At 58.1% G+C, this 18,615-nt stretch carries 15 protein-coding genes; 12 read left to right on the plus strand and 3 right to left on the minus strand.

From position 1 onward, the window contains the following. Positions 1 to 20 precede the first annotated feature (20 nt). From tkt to HDF08_RS00670, 12 genes are all read left to right on the plus strand, one after another. Positions 21 to 2,018: a transketolase gene (gene tkt, locus HDF08_RS00615; RefSeq protein ID WP_179636524.1), complete on the plus strand. Its 1,998-nt coding sequence runs from the start codon at positions 21 to 23 to the stop codon at positions 2,016 to 2,018. Positions 2,019 to 2,318: 300 nt separating this feature from the next. Beyond that, positions 2,319 to 3,170, plus strand: coding sequence for an oxidoreductase (locus tag HDF08_RS00620; protein WP_179636525.1), 852 nt, complete (start codon positions 2,319 to 2,321; stop codon positions 3,168 to 3,170). Beyond that, positions 3,167 to 3,793, plus strand: a complete 627-nt coding sequence (locus HDF08_RS00625) for an HAD family hydrolase (RefSeq protein WP_373563095.1) — start codon at positions 3,167 to 3,169, stop codon at positions 3,791 to 3,793. Before HDF08_RS00620 ends, HDF08_RS00625 begins: the two co-directional genes overlap by 4 nt. A gap of 169 nt (positions 3,794 to 3,962) precedes the next feature. Next, complete coding sequence (gene zwf, locus HDF08_RS00630; protein ID WP_179636526.1) at positions 3,963 to 5,510, plus strand: glucose-6-phosphate dehydrogenase; 1,548 nt, start codon at positions 3,963 to 3,965, stop codon at positions 5,508 to 5,510. Positions 5,511 to 5,673: 163 nt separating this feature from the next. Then, entirely contained in the window at positions 5,674 to 6,492 is an 819-nt protein-coding gene (gene pgl / locus HDF08_RS00635; RefSeq protein ID WP_179636527.1) for a 6-phosphogluconolactonase, read from the plus strand. Continuing rightward, positions 6,493 to 7,539: a glucokinase gene (glk, locus tag HDF08_RS00640; RefSeq protein ID WP_179636528.1), complete on the plus strand. Its 1,047-nt coding sequence runs from the start codon at positions 6,493 to 6,495 to the stop codon at positions 7,537 to 7,539. It begins immediately after the preceding gene. A 72-nt stretch (positions 7,540 to 7,611) separates the two neighbouring features. Then, entirely contained in the window at positions 7,612 to 8,397 is a 786-nt protein-coding gene (locus HDF08_RS00645) for a DUF3800 domain-containing protein (protein WP_179636529.1), read from the plus strand. 275 nt (positions 8,398 to 8,672) lie between these two features. After that, positions 8,673 to 9,503 (plus strand): methyltransferase domain-containing protein, encoded by an 831-nt coding sequence (locus HDF08_RS00650; RefSeq protein WP_257030815.1) that lies wholly within the window; start codon positions 8,673 to 8,675, stop codon positions 9,501 to 9,503. A gap of 61 nt (positions 9,504 to 9,564) precedes the next feature. Beyond that, a complete protein-coding gene (locus HDF08_RS00655) occupies positions 9,565 to 12,270 on the plus strand; it encodes a M1 family metallopeptidase (protein ID WP_179636530.1) in 2,706 nt (901 codons plus the stop codon). Positions 12,271 to 12,528: 258 nt separating this feature from the next. After that, on the plus strand, positions 12,529 to 12,720 hold the full coding sequence (locus tag HDF08_RS00660) for a PExPT-CTERM protein (RefSeq protein WP_179636531.1): 192 nt from the start codon (positions 12,529 to 12,531) through the stop codon (positions 12,718 to 12,720). A gap of 63 nt (positions 12,721 to 12,783) precedes the next feature. Next, positions 12,784 to 14,442, plus strand: coding sequence for an exosortase J (xrtJ, locus tag HDF08_RS00665; RefSeq protein WP_179636532.1), 1,659 nt, complete (start codon positions 12,784 to 12,786; stop codon positions 14,440 to 14,442). A 45-nt stretch (positions 14,443 to 14,487) separates the two neighbouring features. Further along, entirely contained in the window at positions 14,488 to 16,386 is a 1,899-nt protein-coding gene (locus HDF08_RS00670) for an NHL repeat-containing protein (RefSeq protein WP_179636533.1), read from the plus strand. A gap of 84 nt (positions 16,387 to 16,470) precedes the next feature. On the opposite strand, the gene HDF08_RS00675 is transcribed toward HDF08_RS00670, so the two are convergent. The 3 genes from HDF08_RS00675 to HDF08_RS00685 form a co-directional block, all read right to left on the minus strand. Next, positions 16,471 to 17,661, minus strand: coding sequence for a glycoside hydrolase family 27 protein (locus HDF08_RS00675; RefSeq protein ID WP_179636534.1), 1,191 nt, complete (start codon positions 17,659 to 17,661; stop codon positions 16,471 to 16,473). A 57-nt stretch (positions 17,662 to 17,718) separates the two neighbouring features. Continuing rightward, positions 17,719 to 18,258: a GNAT family N-acetyltransferase gene (locus tag HDF08_RS00680; protein WP_179636535.1), complete on the minus strand. Its 540-nt coding sequence runs from the start codon at positions 18,256 to 18,258 to the stop codon at positions 17,719 to 17,721. 67 nt (positions 18,259 to 18,325) lie between these two features. Then, positions 18,326 to 18,601, minus strand: a complete 276-nt coding sequence (locus HDF08_RS00685) for a hypothetical protein (RefSeq protein WP_179636536.1) — start codon at positions 18,599 to 18,601, stop codon at positions 18,326 to 18,328. Between the last annotated feature and the right edge of the window lie 14 nt (positions 18,602 to 18,615).

Below are 18,615 nucleotides of genomic sequence, written 5' to 3' on the forward strand. Positions count from 1 at the left end.
AAAACGAGCAAAGGAACAGAATGAGCGACCAGCAGGATTCGAAGCAGCACGAAATTGACCAGATCTCGATCAACGCCCTCCGCTTTCTCGCTGTCGATCAGGTGGAGAAGGCGAAGTCGGGCCACCCCGGAGCCCCGCTTGGCTGTGCTCCGATCGCTTATCTGCTCTATCACAAGCTGATGAAGCATGATCCTTCCGATCCGAAGTGGATCGACCGGGATCGTTTTGTACTTTCGAACGGGCATGCTTCGGCGCTGCTGTATGGCGCGCTGCATCTCTCCGGATACGACCTGCCGATGTCGCAGCTGGAGCAGTTTCGGCAGTGGGGTTCGCATACGCCGGGCCATCCGGAGTACGGTGAGGCGCCGGGTGTGGAGGTGACGACCGGACCTCTGGGACAGGGTCTCGCGATGGCGGTGGGCATGGCGACGGCGGAGAGGCATATGGCTGCGGTCTACAACCGCGATACGTACAACATCGTCGACCACCATACGTATGCCCTATGCGGCGATGGTGATTTGATGGAGGGCATCTCGCATGAGGCGTGCTCGCTGGCGGGAACGCTGGCTCTGGGCAAGCTGATTGTGCTGTATGACGACAACCTGATCTCGCTGGATGGACCGACGGAGCTCTCGTTTACGGAAGATGTGACCAAGCGGTTTGAGGCGTATCACTGGCATGTGCAGCATGTCGCCGATGGCAACGATCTGGTGGCGATTGAGGCGGCGATTCTTGCCGCGAAGGCAGAGACGACGAAGCCTTCACTGATTCGCGTTCGCACCGTGATTGGCTATGGCAGTCCGAAGGCCGGCACGAACAAGGTGCACGGTGAGGCGCTGGGACCGGAGGCGACCAAGGAGACGAAGAAGAATCTGGGCTGGCCTGAGGATAAGAGCTTCTATGTTCCCGAGGAGGCTCGCAAGAACTGGGACACGATCAAGCTTCGCGGGAAAGATCTGCATGCTTCGTGGACGGCTGAGTTCGAGGAGTATGCGAAGGCGTATCCGGAGCCGGCGGCGCAGTTCGACCGGACGATCAAGGCGAAGCTGGCTGATGGCTGGGAGAAGAAGATTCCAACCTTCCCGACCGAAAAGCCGATGGCGACTCGCAATGCCGGGCAGGCCGTGATGCAAGCGATTGAGAACGTAGTGCCGGAGTTGTTTGGCGGCGCGGCGGACCTGACATCTTCGACCAAGACGATCTTCAAGGATTCCCCGAGTTTTCATGTGGACCCCGCGGGCCGGAATGTGTTCTTTGGCGTGCGTGAGTTTGGCATGTGCGCGATGGTGAACGGCATGGCGGCGCACGGCGGATTGATTCCGTTTGGGTCCACGTTCTTTACGTTCTCGGACTACTGCCGCAATGCGCTGCGCATGGCGGCGTTGATGAGCGTGCACTCGTTGTTCATCTTCACGCATGACTCGATTGGACTGGGCGAGGATGGACCGACCCACCAACCGGTGGAGCAGTTGATGAGCTTACGGGCTGTTCCTCAGCTTACGGACTTCCGTCCTGCGGATGCCAATGAGACGGCGGCGTGCTGGCGGCTGGCGCTGGAGCGAAAGAGTGCGAGCTTTATGGCTCTGTCGCGCCAGGATCTGCCGACGATTGATGCGGCGATCGCTCAGGCCGGGGCGCGATTTGGCGCGTATGAGGTGGTGTCGCATGGCAGAGATCTGATTCTGATCGCGACTGGCTCCGAGGTTGGACTGATTACCAAGGCCGCGGAAGAGATGAAGGGGATCGGGATCAATGCGACGGTGGTTTCGATGCCGAGCTTCCACGTATATGACGAGCAGAGTGACGAATACAAGGCGAAGCTGATGCCCGAAGGTACACCGAAGCTGGCGGTGGAGGCGGGTGCGACGCTGGGCTGGTACAAGTATGTCGGCCACAATGGCGGCGTGATTGGACTGGATCGGTTCGGCGCGTCGGCCCCGGGGCCCATTGCTATGGAGAAGCTTGGCTTCACCGTTGCGAATGTGATTGATCATGCAAAGAAGCTGGTAAAGAATTAAGGGAGGGGCGGGGCTGATGGCCCCGCCTTTTCACCGTCTGGCAACAAACTCCGTGTCTACTCAAGCCTGACTGCGACTCCTTTGCGCCTTGTGGCACCGCACGCGCATCTTATTCTGAACGCTATGCGGTGCTTTCAGGACGATGTTTGAGGCGGAGAGGATCGCGGACGGATCATGCATCCTGTATCGCTTTGACGGAGCCGGCGCGGAGAGAGACGGTGTTGCCGCTTTTCCTTCGGCGGCGTATGGGCTCTCATTGATTCGGGCCAGGAGGCGCAGCCCTTTGGAGTACTGGAGAAGATGACTCAATCGATTCAACGTGTGTGGTTTATTACGGGAGCATCGACCGGCTTTGGCCGTCTGCTTGCCGAAGAGGTTCTGAAGTCTGGCGGCAAGGTGGTGGCGACAGCCAGGAGGCTGGAGAAGATTGCGGATCTTGAAAGAGAGTATCCGCAGAGTGCGAAGGCTTTGACGCTTGATGTGACAGATGCCGGCCAGGTGGATTCGGCCGTGACGCAGGCCTTTGCGCAGTTCGGGCAGGTAGATGTTCTGGTCAACAATGCGGGCTATGGGGTTGCCGGCGCGATTGAAGAGGTCTCGGAGGCGGAGTTTATGCCGATGTTCGAGACCAATGTCTTCGGTTTGTTGAGGGTGACGCGGGCGTTTCTTCCTCATCTGCGGAAGCAGCGCAGCGGACATATTCTGAACCTGTCTTCGATCGGCGGTTTGATTGGCGGACAGGGCATCGGGATGTATAACGCGAGCAAGTTCGCGGTGGAGGGGCTGTCGGAGGCTCTGGCTGCGGAGCTTGCGCCGCTGGGCATTCGCGTTACGGTGATTGAGCCGGGCCCGTTTCGCACTGATTTTCTGGGGCGCTCGGGTGTGGTGGCTAAGACTAAGATTTCGGACTACGACAACACGGCTGGAAATATGCGGAAGTACTTTGCCGAGAATGATGGGAAGCAGAAGGGCGATCCGTTGCGTGCGGTCCGGGCGATGATCGAGGTTGTCGAGTCACCGAATCCACCTTTGCATCTTTTGCTGGGGGTGAGCGCGCTCCAGCGGTTTCGCGGCAAGCTGGAGAGCTGGCAGAAGGAGATTGCAGCGTGGGAGCCGTTGACGGTTGGAGCAGATTTTCCGGAGGGTAAGTGAGTTCTTCCTCGTACATCAAGACGATCTTTTGGGATATCGGCGGAGTTCTGCTCACGAATGGGTGGGATAGAAACGAGCGTGCGGAGGTGCTGACGCGGTTAGGTGTGGATCTGGCAGATTACGAGTCGCGTCATGAGGAGGCGAACTATCTGTGGGAGCGGGGGCTCTCGACGGCGGAGCAGTTCTTCCAAGTTACGGTGTTGAATCAGAATCTAAATCTGACCTTTGAGGAGCTTTGGCCGCAGGTTTGTGCGGAGAGCAGGATTCTTTATCCGGAGTGCGTGAATATTCTTGGAATGCTTGCTACCTCTGGACGATATATGCTGGCCACGCTCAATAATGAGAGCCGTGAGTTGAACGAGCATCGGCTGAATGCGTTTCGGCTGCGACCTTTTTTTGACTACTTTATCTGCTCGGGATATGTGCATGAGATGAAGCCGCATCCCGGCATCTATCGCGCGGCGATTGAGATCTCGGGCCATCTGCCGGAGAGTGCGCTGTTTATCGATGACAAGGCTGAGAACTGTGACGCGGCGGCAGCGCTGGGGATGCAGACGATTTGTTTTGAGTCACCGGGTCAGCTGCGAGATGAGCTTGCACAACTTGGCCTGCGGGCCGCATAGGGAAGGAAGAGAGATGAAACTGGGATCCCCTGGTGGTCGCGAGGTGAAGAAGACGTAGTTTTGCTGGACGTGCGAGGCGAGATGTTTGCGTCACATGGACCTTGAATTTCATCTGCCTGGCGGATTTTTATCGGTCGGCACAGCACGGAAGGATTGTAAGGAGCGGATTATGAGCGCAAGCACAGTACCAGTCGGCGTATCGGCAGCAGCGGCGGATGTGGCCAAGAAGGGGGAGCGCATCCCGGAGCCCTGCATCGTGGTTATCTTTGGAGCTTCGGGCGATCTCACCAAACGGAAGCTTCTGCCGGCGCTTTATCACCTGGACCAGTCGGGACTGCTGCCGAAGGACTTCGCGGTGGTCGGCGTGGCGCGTCGCGACCTGAGCGCAACGTTTGGCCCTGACATGAAGGATGGAATTATGAAGGGCGGCGGGGTGGAGGAGAACGATCCGAAGCTGAAGCCGTTTATGGATCGCATCTCTTACTTTGCGACTGAGTTCGATGACGACGCGGGCTTCGATAAGTTGAAGGCGCACCTGGCGGAGCTGGATAGCAAGTTCAACACACAGGGCAATCGGCTGTTCTACCTTGCGGTGGCGCCAGAGTTCTTTGCCGACATTACGAGGCGGCTGGGCAAGCACGGCATGGCGAAGCCTGAGGCTGGAGATAAGCACTGGGTGCGTGTGATCATCGAAAAGCCGTTTGGCACGGATCTGGAGTCGGCCCGCAAGCTGAACGATGAGATCAACGATGTGCTGGCTGAAGATCAGATCTTCCGCATCGATCACTACCTGGGTAAGGAGACGGTTCAGAATATTCTCGTCTTCCGCTTTGGCAATGGGATCTTTGAGCCGGTGTGGAATCGTAACTTTATCGACCATGTTGAGATTACGGCTGCTGAGTCGATTGGGATTGAGGGGCGTGGGCCGTTCTATGAGAAGGCCGGTGCGGTTCGCGATGTGCTGCAGAACCATGTGATGGAGGTTCTCTCGTTTGTGGCGATGGAACCACCGGACTCGTTTGAGGCTGAGGCGGTGCGTACCGAGAAGTTGAAGGTGTGGCGTGCGATTGAGGGAATTCCCGTCAACAACACGGTGCGTGGACAGTATGGTCCGGGCAAGGTGGATGGCAAGGAGGTCGTTGGGTATCGGCAGGAGGATCGCGTCTCGCCGACCTCGAGCACGGAGACCTTTGCTGCGATCCGGCTGGAGATTGAGAACTGGCGATGGGCCGGGGTTCCGTTTTACCTGCGTGCAGGGAAGCGGCTGGCCAAGCGCGTGACGGAGGTGACGATTGTGTTCAAGCAGCCGCCGTTGCACCTGTTCAAGTCCAACAGCAGCGAAGACAATATTGCTCCGAACATTATCAAGATGCGGATTCAGCCGGATGAGGGGATCTCGCTGCAGTTTGGCGCTAAGGTTCCGGGGCCGACGACGAATCTGGCACAGGTGAACATGGCGTTCAGCTATGCGGATGCGTTCGGCAAGTCGTCGGCGAACGGGTACGAGCGGCTGTTGCTGGATGCGATGCTGGGCGATGCGACGTTGTTTGCGCACCGCGACGGCGTGGAGGCGACCTGGGCGCTGTTTACGCCGATCCTCGAGGCGTGGGCCAAGGTGGAAGCCAAGCACTTCCCCAACTATGCGGCGGGCTCTGAGGGCCCGGAGTGCGCGGATGAGCTTCTGGCGAAGGACGGCCGAAAGTGGGTGGAGCTGTAGGAGTAGTGTTACGGCATGCTGAAGAGAAGGTTTTTCCGGCGTGTTTGATTCGACTGGTGATGCATCGTATGTTGGGCTGGACTCCGGGACATTTTTGAAACTTGTTCCGGAGTTCGTCCGTTTTCGGATTGTTGGTCGTACAAATTCTTCACAGTGAGATCTTATGCCCCGTCCCGTTTCGGTTACTTATCGCGTATCGCCAACACCAGCGGCCACGGCTCGGGCCGGTGCGCAGCTCTTTACCGAGGCGGCAGGGAAGGCCGCTCAGTCGCGCGGGCTGGCTCGGATCGCCATCTCAGGCGGTACAACGCCTAAGACGATGTTTGGCCTGCTGGCGGACCCGGCGGAACCATTTCTCAAGCAGGTTCCGTGGGACAAGCTCGAGCTGTACTGGGTCGATGAGCGCTGCGTGCCGCCTGACAATGCGGAGTCGAACTACCGCATGACCAAGGAGGCGCTGCTCTCGAAGGTTCCGCTGCCTGCGGAGCGGGTGCACCGGATGGAGGGGGAGCTTCCCCCTGACGTTGCAGCGGCGCGGTACGAGTCGACGATTCGTAATACGTTCAAGCTGGAGGGTGCGGAGACTCCTACGTTCGACCTGGTGCTGCTGGGGATGGGCGATGACGGGCATACGGCCTCGCTGTTTCCGCATACTGAGGCGCTGAACGAGATGAGCCACATCGTGGTGCCAAATCACGTTCCGCAGAAGGATACGTGGCGCATCACCCTGACCTGGCCGGTGATCAACCAAGGCCGGGAGGTAGCATTTTTGATCGAGGGCACAGGGAAGGCGCAGGTTCTGCACGATGTCTTCCTGGGACCGTACCAGCCTGAGGTGCACCCTTCGCAGCTGATTCGACCGGCCAGCGGGCAATTGACCCTCTTGCTCGACTCGGCGGCAGCGGCTAAGCTGCCTGCACCGGCGAATTCGGATTCGGCGGGAACTTTGGAGCTTAAGACGGGAACTTTGGAGCTTAAATAGATGATTCTCGCTGGGGATGTTGGCGGAACAAAGGTTCACCTTGCACTGTACGATTTTGCCAACGGGCGTCTGCACCCGATCCGCGACCAGAAGTTCCCGGCGCATGAGTTTGCGAGCCTGGATGATGTGGTTCACAAGTTTTTGGCTGGAGACGGGACCAACACGACGCAGGGAGGGGATATCTTTGGGGCTTGCTTCGGGTGTCCAGGGCCGGTTCGCGATGGACGCCTGAAGCTGACGAACCTGCCGTGGACGCTGGATACGCGCGATCTGGTGAAGTCTCTTTCGATTCCTCATATCTCTCTGATCAACGATCTTGAGGCGAACGGTTACGGTATTCCCGAGCTTGCGCCGGAGAGCATCTTTACGCTGCACGAGGGCGATGCCGAGGCTACCGGACATGCGGGCCTGATGGCTGCGGGGACCGGGCTGGGGCAGGCGCTGCTGATCTGGGACGGGCAGAAGCACCGCCCGATTGCGTCGGAGGGCGGCCATGCCGACTTTGCGGCGCGGAGTAATCGTGAGATCGCGCTGCTGGAGTACCTGCGCTTTACGCTGAAGGGGCGGGTGAGCTGGGAGCGGGTGGTTTCGGGTCTTGGGATCAAGAACATCTACACCTTTCTGCGCGATGTGGAGAAGATTGCCGAGCCGGGGTGGCTGCATGACCGAATGCAGACGGAGGATCCGAACGCGGTGATCGGGGAGTGTGCCGAGGACGGTTCGAGCTCGCTATGCTTTGAGACGATGAAGATCTTTACTGGAGCCTATGGCGCGGAGGCGGGCAACATCGCGCTGCAGGTGCTTGCGACCGGCGGGATGTACCTTGGCGGGGGCATTGCTCCGAAGATCTTGAAGACGTTGAAGAACGGGACGTTTACCCAGGCTTTCATCGATAAAGGACGGTTGTCGCCGCTGGTTGAGTCGATTCCGGTTCGCGTAATTCTGGATGATACCTGCGCTCTGCTTGGGGCGGCGGCTTATGCGGAGGCTCGTGCGTCGGAGAACGCGGGTTATTCGGAGCGGGCTGCTTCGGTTAAGACCACTTAAAGGCATTTTTATCAGGCTTATTTTCCTTGCTGTTTTATTCGTCTAAGAATGGGTCTCGCCGGATAGTTCCTCATGCTCATCCTCAAGTGTTACATCGACGACAGTAAGGATTCAAAGCAGGAAAAAGTCTTCGTTTCCGCCGGATTTCTCGCGAACAAGATTGACTGGTCCCACCTAACCGACGAGTGGAACAGATGCCTAATTCGTCACGGTATCGCTTATTACAAGACTTCCGAGTACAAGATGATGAAAGGTCAGTTTGAGCGATTTCGATCTGTCGGCAGAACTACCGCTAAACAGATAAAGGCGGAACTTCAGCAGATTGTAAAGAATCACCACCAAACAATCGCTGGAGTCGCAGTTGCGGTAAATGTTCAGGATTATCTGAAGGTTTGTTTGCGACCTGAAGCCAAATCCATTTTCAGCAAAAATACCTATCATCGTGCGCTGGAGAGCCTAGTTTTTCAGACTTGCAAAAAGGTCAGGCGCGATCTCGGGCGCAAGATTCAAATAGCATTCGTTCACGATGAAGGTGACGATTACCCTGAACTCTTATTGCTCTATAAGGACTTTAAGAAAAAAAATCCGAAGACAGCCAAGATGATGGCTGGCTTCACTATTCAAGACGACAAAATTACTCCAGCCCTTCAGATGGCGGACATGATTGCCAATAATATTCAACGCAAGGCTGTAAAAAGTCTTGAGGCTGGCAAGCTCAATAAGGAAGAATTCGAAATGCACGAAAACATCGTCATCGCACGAATTATGAACGAAGAATACATGCTAAATATGCTCAAAAGAGTTCTGATAATTAGAGGCCAACCAGTCCCGGCAGATCTCGAGAACTACCTGGGTTAGGTTTACTTGGCTGTCGCGGCCCGTGGATGCGTCACAGAATTTCATACTCTAATGAATGTTTGTGAAAGAGGAATCTTTTGCATTCGGGGGATTGACAGAAGATGCGGGGGATGAAATCTCTGGAACGTGCTTTCTTTACGAAAGAGATTGAGTCAGAGGAGAGAGCCTGATCCCGAAGATATCGGGATGCTCCCTTGTTTCATGGGATTTCTTTTGTGGGGCAGGTTTCCCTCAAGCCGTTTTTTCTCAAGCCGTTATACTGATCACGACTAATCTTGCCTACCTCTTCTATTACGTCCCCCGAAATCTCGTCGCAGGAAGTTCTCGATGCCCATTCTTCTGAAGATATTGCAGTAGCTTCGCTATCGGCGTTTCCTTCGCCGGCGTTTGCGGGCGGGCTCGACTTCACGCAGCGTGCCGATCTGGTGGAGTTGATGGATTTGCCTTGCCCTTATGAGGAGCTGCGCGCGTGTCTGCATGACATTGCCCGCGTGAACCGGCTGACGTTTGCGCAGCGGCCTACGCTGGGCTGGCTGGAAGAACTGATGGCGGCGCATCCTCCTTCGGCGGCTCCCCTGCGCGTGGTGGACGTTGGGTGCGGCTATGGAGATACGCTGCGGAAGATCGATCGATGGGCGACTAAACGGGGATTTGCGGTGACGCTGACGGGCATCGATCTGAATCCGGATGCGATTCGTGCGGCGCGGGAGGCTACTCCGCCGAATCAGCAGATTGAGTGGTTGGTGGGGGATGCGCTGGCCGATCACACGAAGGGACCTATCGACGTTGTCCTCTGTTCCTTGCTAACGCACCATCTGACGAATGCGCAGATCGTGCTGTTTCTGCGATGGATGGAACAGACGGCGCGATGTGGATGGTTTATCGACGATCTTCACCGCAAGCCGGTGCCGTACCAACTGTTTCGGTTGTGGGCGCGGTTTGCGAACTGGCACCCGTTCGTGAAGAACGATGGGCCGGTGTCGATCCGGCGCAGCTTCGTGGTGGAGGATTGGCAGAGGCTATGTACTGCTGCCGAGATTGGCGTGGGGAACGTCTCAATCAATGAGCACCGTCCGGCGCGGCTTTGCGTGGGGCGGGTCAAGTAAGTAGATTTTTCGCGAAGGCACTTCCCATACGCCAACACTCCTTCGTTTCGAGGCCCCTTTGATGTTCGTTCGTCACTCTGTTTCTTTCTTTTCTGTCCTGGCATCTGCCTTCGCACTTTTCCTTGCCTCTCCCGTTGGAGTGCAGGCACAGCGGCTGCCCCCAGAGGTACACCCGGAGCACTACGGGCTGACGGTGACGCCGGATTTGAAGGCGGCAAGCTTCAGCGGGGAAGAGACAATCGATGTTGCGCTGGATGCTCCCAGCAAGCGAATCACGCTGAATGCAGCGGAGCTTAAATTCGTTGAGGTGAAGGCCTATGTTCTGCCGGTGGCGGCGTACTCTTACGGCAAGCTGGGATCGCAGCCGAAGCCGCTGAACCCGGTTGAGGCTGATCGGCATCCGCAGACCGCGACGGTGACGCTTGATGGCGAGAAGGAGCAGGCTACGTTTAGCTTCGCGGAGGAGCTGCCCGCGGGGAGGGTGACGCTGGCGATTCGCTACTCGGGCGTGTTGAACGATAAGCTGCGGGGTTTCTATCTTTCGAAGACCAAGGCGCGCAACTACGCGGTGACGCAGTTTGAGCCTACCGATGCGCGGCGCGCGTTTCCGGGCTTCGATGAACCTGCGCTGAAGGCTACGTATGACATTGCGGTGGTCGTCGATAGTGGCGATACGGCGATCTCGAACTCGAACATGATCTCGGATAAAGCGGGGCCGGTTGCGGGCAAACACACGATTCGGTTTGCGACGACGCCGAAGATGTCGAGCTACCTGGTTGCGTTTCTGGTGGGTGATTTCAAATGCACGGAGGGCAAGTCGGATGCCGTGCCGATTCGTGTGTGTTCGACGCCGGACAAGGTGGAGCTGACGCGGTTTGCGCTGGAGTCGGCGAAGTACGTTCTGCACTATTACGACACCTACTTTGGGATTAAGTATCCAATGCCGAAGCTGGATATGGTTGCGCTGCCGGACTTTGAAGCGGGCGCGATGGAGAACTTCGGCTGCATTACGTATCGCGAGACTGACCTGCTGGTAAACGAAAAGACCGGCGATATTCCCGAGAAGAAGCGGGTTGCGACGGTGGTGGCGCATGAGATGGCGCACCAGTGGTTCGGCGATATGGTGACGATGCAGTGGTGGGACAACCTGTGGCTAAACGAGGGATTTGCCACGTGGATGGAGACCAAGCCGGCGGCCGCGTGGCACCCGGAGTGGAACTTCGACCAGGACGACGCGCAGGGGCTGAACGAGACGCTGAACCTTGATGCTCAGCGGACCACGCGGACAATACGCGCGACGGCCAGCACGCCGGATGAGATCAACGAGATGTTCGATGGGATTGCGTACGGCAAGGCCGGGGCCGTGATTGGCATGGTGGAGAACTACCTGGGGAAGGAGGTCTTTCGGCAGGGGGTGCACAACTATCTGCAGGCGCATCTGTATGGCAATGCGACCGCGGAAGACTTCTGGGGCGCGCAGACGGCGAACTCGCATCTGCCGGTAGACAAGATCATGTCGAGCTTTGTGACGCAGCCTGGAGTGCCGCTGCTGACGTTCTCCGAGAGGCAAGCAGGAGGCGTTCCGGTGGGGCAGAGCAGGTTTTTTCTGTCGGCAGAGGAGATGAACCGACCTGTGGCCGGGCAGGTGCCGGAGTGGACTGTGCCGGTATGCCTGAAGACGAACGGCCAGCCGATCTGCCGGGTGATGACGCCTGGGGAGTCTAGCGTGCCGCAGCCGGTGGATGCCGGGATGCCGTTCTTCTATGCGAATGCCGGGGCTAAGGGATACTACCGAACGGCGTACATTCCAGCGCAGCTGAGCACGATTGTGACAAAGGCGGAGAGTTCGATGACGCCGTCGGAGCGGATCGGGCTGCTGGGCGACCGGTGGGCTCTGGTGCAGTCGGGACAGGCGGATGTGGGGGATTTTCTAAATCTAATTTTGGCTTTGAAGGAAGACTCCAGTGCGGCGGTGCTCGATACGGCGCATCAGCAGATCCAGAAGATCGATTCGGAGATAGCCAGTGACGAGGATCGGGCGGCGCTGGCTGCGGTGCTGCAGAGGCAGTTTGGGCCGGTGTATTCCGCCTTGGGTAGCCCGGAGAAGAAGGAGCCGTTTGACCGACGTCAGCTTCGCGGAACGCTGTTTGAGCTGCTGGGCGAGGCGCACGATACCGCCGTTCTGGCTGAGGCGAAGCTGCTGACGGCCCGGGTCTTCGCGGGGGATAAGGTGAAGGACAAGACGCTTGATTCGGCGCTGGCCGACGCGGCCGTGCAGGTGAGCGCGGCCAATGGGGATGCGGCGCTCTACGATAAGGTACTCGCGGTGAGCAGGAACTTCAGTGACCCGGGAGAGCAGACCGATGCACTGCAGTTGCTGGCACGGTTTCGCGATCCTGCGCTGGTAAGGCGGACGCTCGACCTGATCGCCTCAGGAGAGGTTCGAAATCAGGATAGCTGGGCCATGCTGACGGTGCTGCTTCGCGAGCGCGTGAGCCGGGACGAAGCCTGGGAGTATATGCGGCAGAACTGGGAGAAGGTGAGTGCTCAGTTCACGGTGTCGTCCGGGGCCGAGGTGGTGGGGGCTACCGGGTCCTTCTGCACGGTCGAACAGAGGGATCAGGTAAGTAGTTTTTTCACGACGCATAAGGTCGCGGCAGCGGAACGGACTCTTGCAAAGGCTGTTGACAGTATCAACGACTGCATTAAATTGCAGACTGTCCAGGAGCCGAAGCTGCATGCGTGGCTTCAGGGTCAGGCCAGGTGAGGAAGGCGCGGTCTGTACAACTTAAGTCCAGCCAAAGTTGAGAGATAGCTGCTTCGTTTCGGGGCGAGGCGCGAGAAGAGGCAAGTCTTTGGCAGCGTCTGTCTTGCGGCTGGAAGGGGGTGAACCGGAGGCGCTTCGGGCTGGGTTTTGTGGACGGTCGGTAAAAATGATCAGGGTACCCAAAAGTGTTATGAAGTGGAAGTCATTCTGCGTTGACTTTCAACTTTCGTAACGGTACCTTCCCAATTGAGGACACCAATGAAGAAAACCTGTCTCTTACTAGCCGGCATCGCCCTCCTCTCATCCGTCGCCCTCCCGCTGTACGCTCAAGACGGATGCGTGAACTCTCCGGAGAATCCGACAGCTATTCTTGCTGTTGTAGGCTCCGCAGGTGCATTTTTCGTATCGGTACGTGCTCGCATCAAGGCTCGTCGCAACTCTTCCAAGTAAGCCGCCACTAGGACTTGCCACCTGATACTCCCCTGGTGCGCTGGCCTGGATCAAAAAGACCGCATGTCAAGTTTACCTGCTACCGCTGAAGTCAGCCCACTCCGATCGGCTGGGGCGGCGGGGCTTAGTCTGCCCCGTGCCGCAGGATTTGCGGCGATCGTTTCGGTGTTTGGCCTATTCACCATCTTTTCGACGGTGACTGCTCTTTGGAATCTTTGGACGACGGACGCTCTCAAGTCAATCGGGATGTTCATTCCGCTGGTCAGCTTTGTGCTGGTACTGCGGGCATGGCAGTCGCTTGGATGGGAGATGGAGGGCAGCTGGTGGGGCCTGGCCGTCCTGGTGGTCACGGCCGCGGTTGTGCACATACGGGACCAGGCGGTTCTGGTGTTTGTGTTCTCCCCGAAGTGGTCGATTTATGTTCCGCCGCACTCGCTTGTGGCCTTTGCCTATGGCGCGGGAGTGGTTCTGCTGTTTGGCGGGAAGCGGCTGTTCCGGGCTTCTCTGTTTCCGCTTATCCTGCTGTGGTTTGTTAATCCGATTCCTCACATCTTCAATGTGTTTGTCGATTTGCCGTTGCAGCGCGCCTCCGCCCACGTGGCTCGCGCCTTTGCGATCGCGTTGGGCCAGCCACTGAGCCCGGACCAGCTTCGGCTGATGTTTACTCCTGAGTTCGGCATGTTCATCGCTCCGGGATGCAATGGGATTCGTGGTGCGGTCACGATGGGATTCATTGCGCTGATCGCGGGCTATGTGTATCGCTTTCGCTGGTATGCGCATGCTGCGGTGGTGGCCGGCGCGATCCTGCTGGGTTACGTCTTCAACTTTGCACGACTGTGCATTCTGGTTCTGTACTACATCGTGGCACTGCACATCCCCTCTCTGCGGAGCAAGGCTGAGATGGGAGATTACGTCATTGGGGCGTGCCTCTTTCTGCTGGGAACCTTTCTGCTGTTCCACGTTGTCCGCCGCCTGAGCGAGTCGCCCGGCCAGATCAAGCCTCCTGCCCTGACCCCGGCTTGTTCGGCTGGCGCAGTCGCGGGACGGCCTTTCTATCTTCGCTTTGCCGGAATGCTTGCGCTGGTACTAGTCAGTGGCTATGGGGTTGCGCGGGCCTACGTGAGCACGTACAGCGGGACTGCCGCTGCTCAGAGGAAGGCCGATCAGAATGCGCCGGGACAGTTCCCTGACCGCATTGGGAGCTACACCCTGGCGCGTACCTGGAACGAGAATCTCTTCGCTGGTCCGCTGATCTATCACTGGGCCGAGTACGCTCCGGCAGATGGAGGAGCGCATGTGTCGATTGGGATTTCGCCGGTGATGGGGTCTCACGATACGCTGATCTGCCACTCGGCGCGCGGGGAGGATCCGATCTGGAGGGACCAGCTCTCGATACCTACTGCGAACGGGCAGATTGGTTTTTCGGGCTCCTTCTTCAACGACGGCGCGACCCAATATCTTGAGGCGACGACTCTCTGCAATAGCGGTTCCTGCGGAGAGTATTCGAGCGACCGCACCCACTTTGGATTCGTGTATAGCAAGCCGACTACTCAGTCTCTGTTGTCGCAGGAGGCGCAGCGCCCCATCCCGATCCTGCTGAAGGTCGAGACGATTGACACAACGATGCCGGTGGAGGTGGCGCGACGGCAGTTGACGACAGATCTTCAGTCTTTCCTCGGCTCGGCGAACCTGGACGGACTCACGAAGCCTTACCGACAGTAACTGCATTCAGCTTTGATATCTTTGGGCCATCCAGTGAGATTACTTTTGCGCAACTTTCAGGGACTTTTCAGCGCGGCGATGGTCGGGATTCTGGCTTGCTCGCTTGCGGGATGCGGGGGCGGCTCAACTCCGACTCAGCCACCACCACCCCCGCCTCCACCACCACCACCGCCCACTAATCCTGGCGTGAGTTTTTCCGGAAAGGCGATGGCTGGTTCTCTGCCGATCGTCGGAGCGGCCGTCCAGCTTTATGCAGCTGGAACCGGCGGGAGTGGCTCGGCCTCGACGTCGCTGCTTGCGAGCGCACTCACCACGGATGCGACCGGTTTATTTACTGTGGCTGCGGGTTATTCCTGTCCTCTCGCTGGCTCGGAGATCTATGTTGTGGCTCGCGGGGGACAGGTGGGAGGCGCTCCCAATAACACTGCGATTACGCTTGCGAGTGCGCTTGGCGGATGCAATCAGATTACGGCGGGGTCTCAGTTCGTAGTCAACGAGGTAACGACGGCGGCCACTGCCTGGGGGCTTGCACAGTTCTTTGGCACTGAGGGCAATCTTGGGGCGAGCGCGACGAACGTTCAGGGGTTGGCCAATGCCGTGGCTACGGTGGCGAACCTCGCGAACCTCACAAAGGGATCCGCGCCGGGGACGACCTTTCCCGCCACCGGAGACTCTACCAGTGCGGTAAAGAAGATCAATATCGTCGCTGATCTTCTCAACAACTGCACGGCCACGGCGTCGGGATGCGGCTCGCTCTTCGCAGCCACTACGCCGAATGGTGGGGCGGCTCCGACCAACACGCTGGATGCGGTTTTGAATATGGTGCGCAATCCGGGGAGTAATGTCGCGATGTTATTTGCGCAGCTTCCCGTGAGTGGCGCGCCGTTTTCACCGGTTCTCTCTGCGGCGCCGGCGGATTGGACTCTCTCCATCAGCTACCATGGCGGGGGTATCGGTGACGGGGTGCCACTCGACAGTAAGCTGCCGTCCGGTCTGGGCGTGGACGCTGCCGGCAATCTTTGGGTTTCGACCTACTCGGGTGTTGTGTCTGAGTTTTCGACGACAGGAACTCCAAAGTTTCCAAGTGGCATTACAGGCGGTGGGTTATCAGATTCGAAAGCGCTTGCCATCGATCCTCAGGGGAATTTGTGGATTCCTGACGGGGGAAGTTCCGGGGTCAATGGCGGTTTTGGCAGCGTGACCGAGCTTAGTTCGAGCGGCCAAGTGCTCTCGGGCGCCACGGGATACAGCGCTGGCGGGATCAGTTATCCGACGGCGATTGCGATCGATCCGAATGGGACGGTATGGATTCCGGACTATGGAAACTCTCGGGTCACCCTGCTCTCGAGCACCGGTCAACCGCTCTCGGGCACAACCGGATATGAGTCACTGCAGTTCAGTTTTCCGCTTGCAGTCGCAATTGATTCGAATCATTACGGGTGGGTGGCGAACTTTGGCAACGATACCGTCAGCAAGGTCTCCGCTGATGGGAACCAGATTACCAGCTTCCCGAGTGTCGGCGGCCCGGACGGTATTGCGGTTGATCAACGCGGCTACGTATGGGTCGCGAATCAGATAGGGAATAGCATCACTGAGCTTGCGAATGATGGAACGGTGGTCTCGGGCGGCTACAGCGATAACAAGGCCAGCATTCTTGCTCCGCAAGGGATCGCGATCGATGGGGTGGGTCATGTATGGGTCGCAAACCTGCATAGTCACACCATTACAGAACTGGCCGGTTCGGCCGCGGCTTCACCTGGCGCGATTTTGTCTCCAACTGCGGGCTATGCGCCGGATGCTGGATTTATTGAGGCGTATGCGATTGTGGTTGATGCCAGTGGCAATCTGTGGGTGACGGACTTCAACAACGGCACGCTTACGGAGATCGTTGGACTGGCAACGCCGGTGAAGACTCCTGTGCTGGGGCCGCCAGAGACGCCTTAGGGCCGGTAGTTGACCACGCAGAGTTGAGGCTACTGCTTGCAACGATACGCGGCGGTAGCCTCTTCGTTTGCTGTCGATTCGTAACTACGGTTTGATCGTGAGCATGACCACGCCGTGGCTGGGCACGTCGGCGGAGTAGCTCCCGCTCTGTTTGCCCAGATCGCTCACCGTCCAGAGATTTCGTACCGAGGCAGAGACAGAGTCGGGGTAGCCGAGGTCGGTCCACGCGACGGCGATCTTCGCGGCTGCGGGGCTGCGGTTGAGCAGTGCGACGGCGCGGCCGCCGTCCTGTAGTTGCTTCGACCAGATCTCCAGGTCGCCCGTCTTTTTGACTCTGCGTGCCTGGTGTCCGAGCGGGTCCTGATCGATAGCGATGACCTCTTTGTTCAACAGAATCTCTTTGGTGTCGGGCGTCATGTTGGAGATGTCGTTGCCCGCCAGCAGGGGCGCGGAGAACATCGCCCACATGCTGAAGTGTGCGCGCGACTCTTCTTTGGTGAGGCCACCGTTGCCGACCTCGAGCATGTCAGGATCGTTCCAGTGGCCGGGACCGGCGTAGGTCTCGAGTCCACTCATCTGGTCGATGATCTGGGTTACGCCGTTGCCGCCCCAGTCTTTCTTACAGTCCCAGCAGTCTTGTATGTCTCCGGTGGAGCGCCACAGGTTTCCGATTGGTCCTGCCCACAGCCATGGCTTGGTCGATCCCCACTCGCAGATGCTGAAGACGATGGGTCTTCCCGAGTCGGCAAGTGCATTGCGCATCACGGTGTAGGAGGACTCGCTGTTCTGGCCGGGGAGCGTGCTGCACCAGTCTTCCTTGAGGTAGTCGACGCCCCAGTTGGCGTATTGCTTTGCGTCCTGGTACTCGTGGCCGATGCTGCCTGGACGCTTGGCGCAGGTCATGGCGCCGGCATCGGTGTAGATGCCGAACTTCAGGCCCTTCGAGTGGACATAGTCGGCGAGCGCCTTGATGCCAGAGGGGAAGCGCTCGGCGTCGGCGATGATGTTGCCTGATGCGTCGCGGCCGGTCTGCCAACAATCGTCGAGGATGACGAACTGATAGCCCGCATCCTTCATGCCGCTGCTCACCATGGTGTCCGCGGTCTCGCGCACGACCTTTTCATTGAGTCCTTTACAGCCGAACTTGTTCCAGCTGTTCCAACCCATGGGGGGAGTTTTTGCAAGGCCGTTGTCAAGAGCTTGTCCAGAGACCGATAGCACGATGACTGTCAGCATTACCAACCAGATTTTTATAAGGAAACGAGTTCGACCCATTGCAATGCACTCCTCTTCGGAAAGCGGCACGAGATTTTCTACGAGCCTCACGAAATTCTAACCTTTGTGAGGAAGCAACTGTTTGGTTGGCGTTACGTGGAGCCGCTTTTCGTAGCATAGGAAGCGCAGCCCCGGCCTGAACTCGAGGCCGATCTCTCCGGCCAGCAGGTAACCCAGCTTCGGAAAGAGCCTCTGTGTCGCTTCGTTGTTGGTGTTGGTGTCGACGCGGAGGGCGGTGATGCCGCGCTCGACTGCAACTTCTTCGGCTCTCTGCATGAGTGCGCCGGCTGCTCCCTGGCCGCGGAATGCAGGATCGACCGCAAGACGGTGCACTACGATTGCAGGTTCGTTGATGTCCCATCCGACCTGGGAGTAGTCGGGGTCCTGATCCATGGTGATTGCAGCGAGACCGGCGATGTTGCCGTTCGCTTCGGCGATCCAGAGCTGGTTCAGATCGATGTCGCGCTGAAAGACGGCGTCGTTTGGGTAAGTTTCGTCCCACTGGAGATTGCCTGTCGCACGCATCAGCGGAACGACGCGCCTGACGAGGTTCATCAGCGCCGGGAGATCATCTTGTGTTGCCAGCCGGATCTGCATCGTCTTCTCAGCGTAACAGGAGCGGCGATGCGGATTTCTGCTGCATGAGAGTGCGAAGCAACCGAAGCTACATGATTCGAAAACGTTCGCGCATGAGGCGTTGGAAGCGAGGACGCCAGATGAGGTCATAGGCTAACTCTTTTCCGGGGAACATGGCCAGGGCAGCCCTTCTGCTGTCGGCGATCATCTGGGCTGCCTCGTCCACTGTCAGCGACCCGTCCTGCGCGATGACCTGCATCACCATGTTCATCATCATCTGCATTCTGCGGATCAGTTTTTGTTCTTCTGCCCGCTCTTCCGCGCTGATCACGACAGCCTCAGCATTTGGCCCATTCAACTCCATCGAAACCTCCCGAT

Source organism: Tunturiibacter empetritectus (assembly GCF_013410875.1).
Taxonomy (GTDB): Bacteria; Acidobacteriota; Terriglobia; order Terriglobales; family Acidobacteriaceae; genus Edaphobacter; species Edaphobacter empetritectus.

Excerpts from the sequence above, each read along its gene's own strand:
- HDF08_RS00685 (WP_179636536.1), bottom strand. The coding sequence starts at position 18,601 with ATGGAGTTGAATGGGCCAAATGCTGAGGCTGTCGTGATCAGCGCGGAA.
- HDF08_RS00680 (WP_179636535.1), bottom strand. The coding sequence starts at position 18,258 with ATGCAGATCCGGCTGGCAACACAAGATGATCTCCCGGCGCTGATGAAC.
- HDF08_RS00655 (WP_179636530.1), top strand. The coding sequence starts at position 9,565 with ATGTTCGTTCGTCACTCTGTTTCTTTCTTTTCTGTCCTGGCATCTGCC.
- tkt (WP_179636524.1), top strand. The coding sequence starts at position 21 with ATGAGCGACCAGCAGGATTCGAAGCAGCACGAAATTGACCAGATCTCG.
- HDF08_RS00620 (WP_179636525.1), top strand. The coding sequence starts at position 2,319 with ATGACTCAATCGATTCAACGTGTGTGGTTTATTACGGGAGCATCGACC.
- xrtJ (WP_179636532.1), top strand. The coding sequence starts at position 12,784 with ATGTCAAGTTTACCTGCTACCGCTGAAGTCAGCCCACTCCGATCGGCT.
- HDF08_RS00660 (WP_179636531.1), top strand. The coding sequence starts at position 12,529 with ATGAAGAAAACCTGTCTCTTACTAGCCGGCATCGCCCTCCTCTCATCC.
- HDF08_RS00675 (WP_179636534.1), bottom strand. The coding sequence starts at position 17,661 with ATGGGTCGAACTCGTTTCCTTATAAAAATCTGGTTGGTAATGCTGACA.
- HDF08_RS00645 (WP_179636529.1), top strand. The coding sequence starts at position 7,612 with ATGCTCATCCTCAAGTGTTACATCGACGACAGTAAGGATTCAAAGCAG.
- pgl (WP_179636527.1), top strand. The coding sequence starts at position 5,674 with ATGCCCCGTCCCGTTTCGGTTACTTATCGCGTATCGCCAACACCAGCG.
- glk (WP_179636528.1), top strand. The coding sequence starts at position 6,493 with ATGATTCTCGCTGGGGATGTTGGCGGAACAAAGGTTCACCTTGCACTG.
- zwf (WP_179636526.1), top strand. The coding sequence starts at position 3,963 with ATGAGCGCAAGCACAGTACCAGTCGGCGTATCGGCAGCAGCGGCGGAT.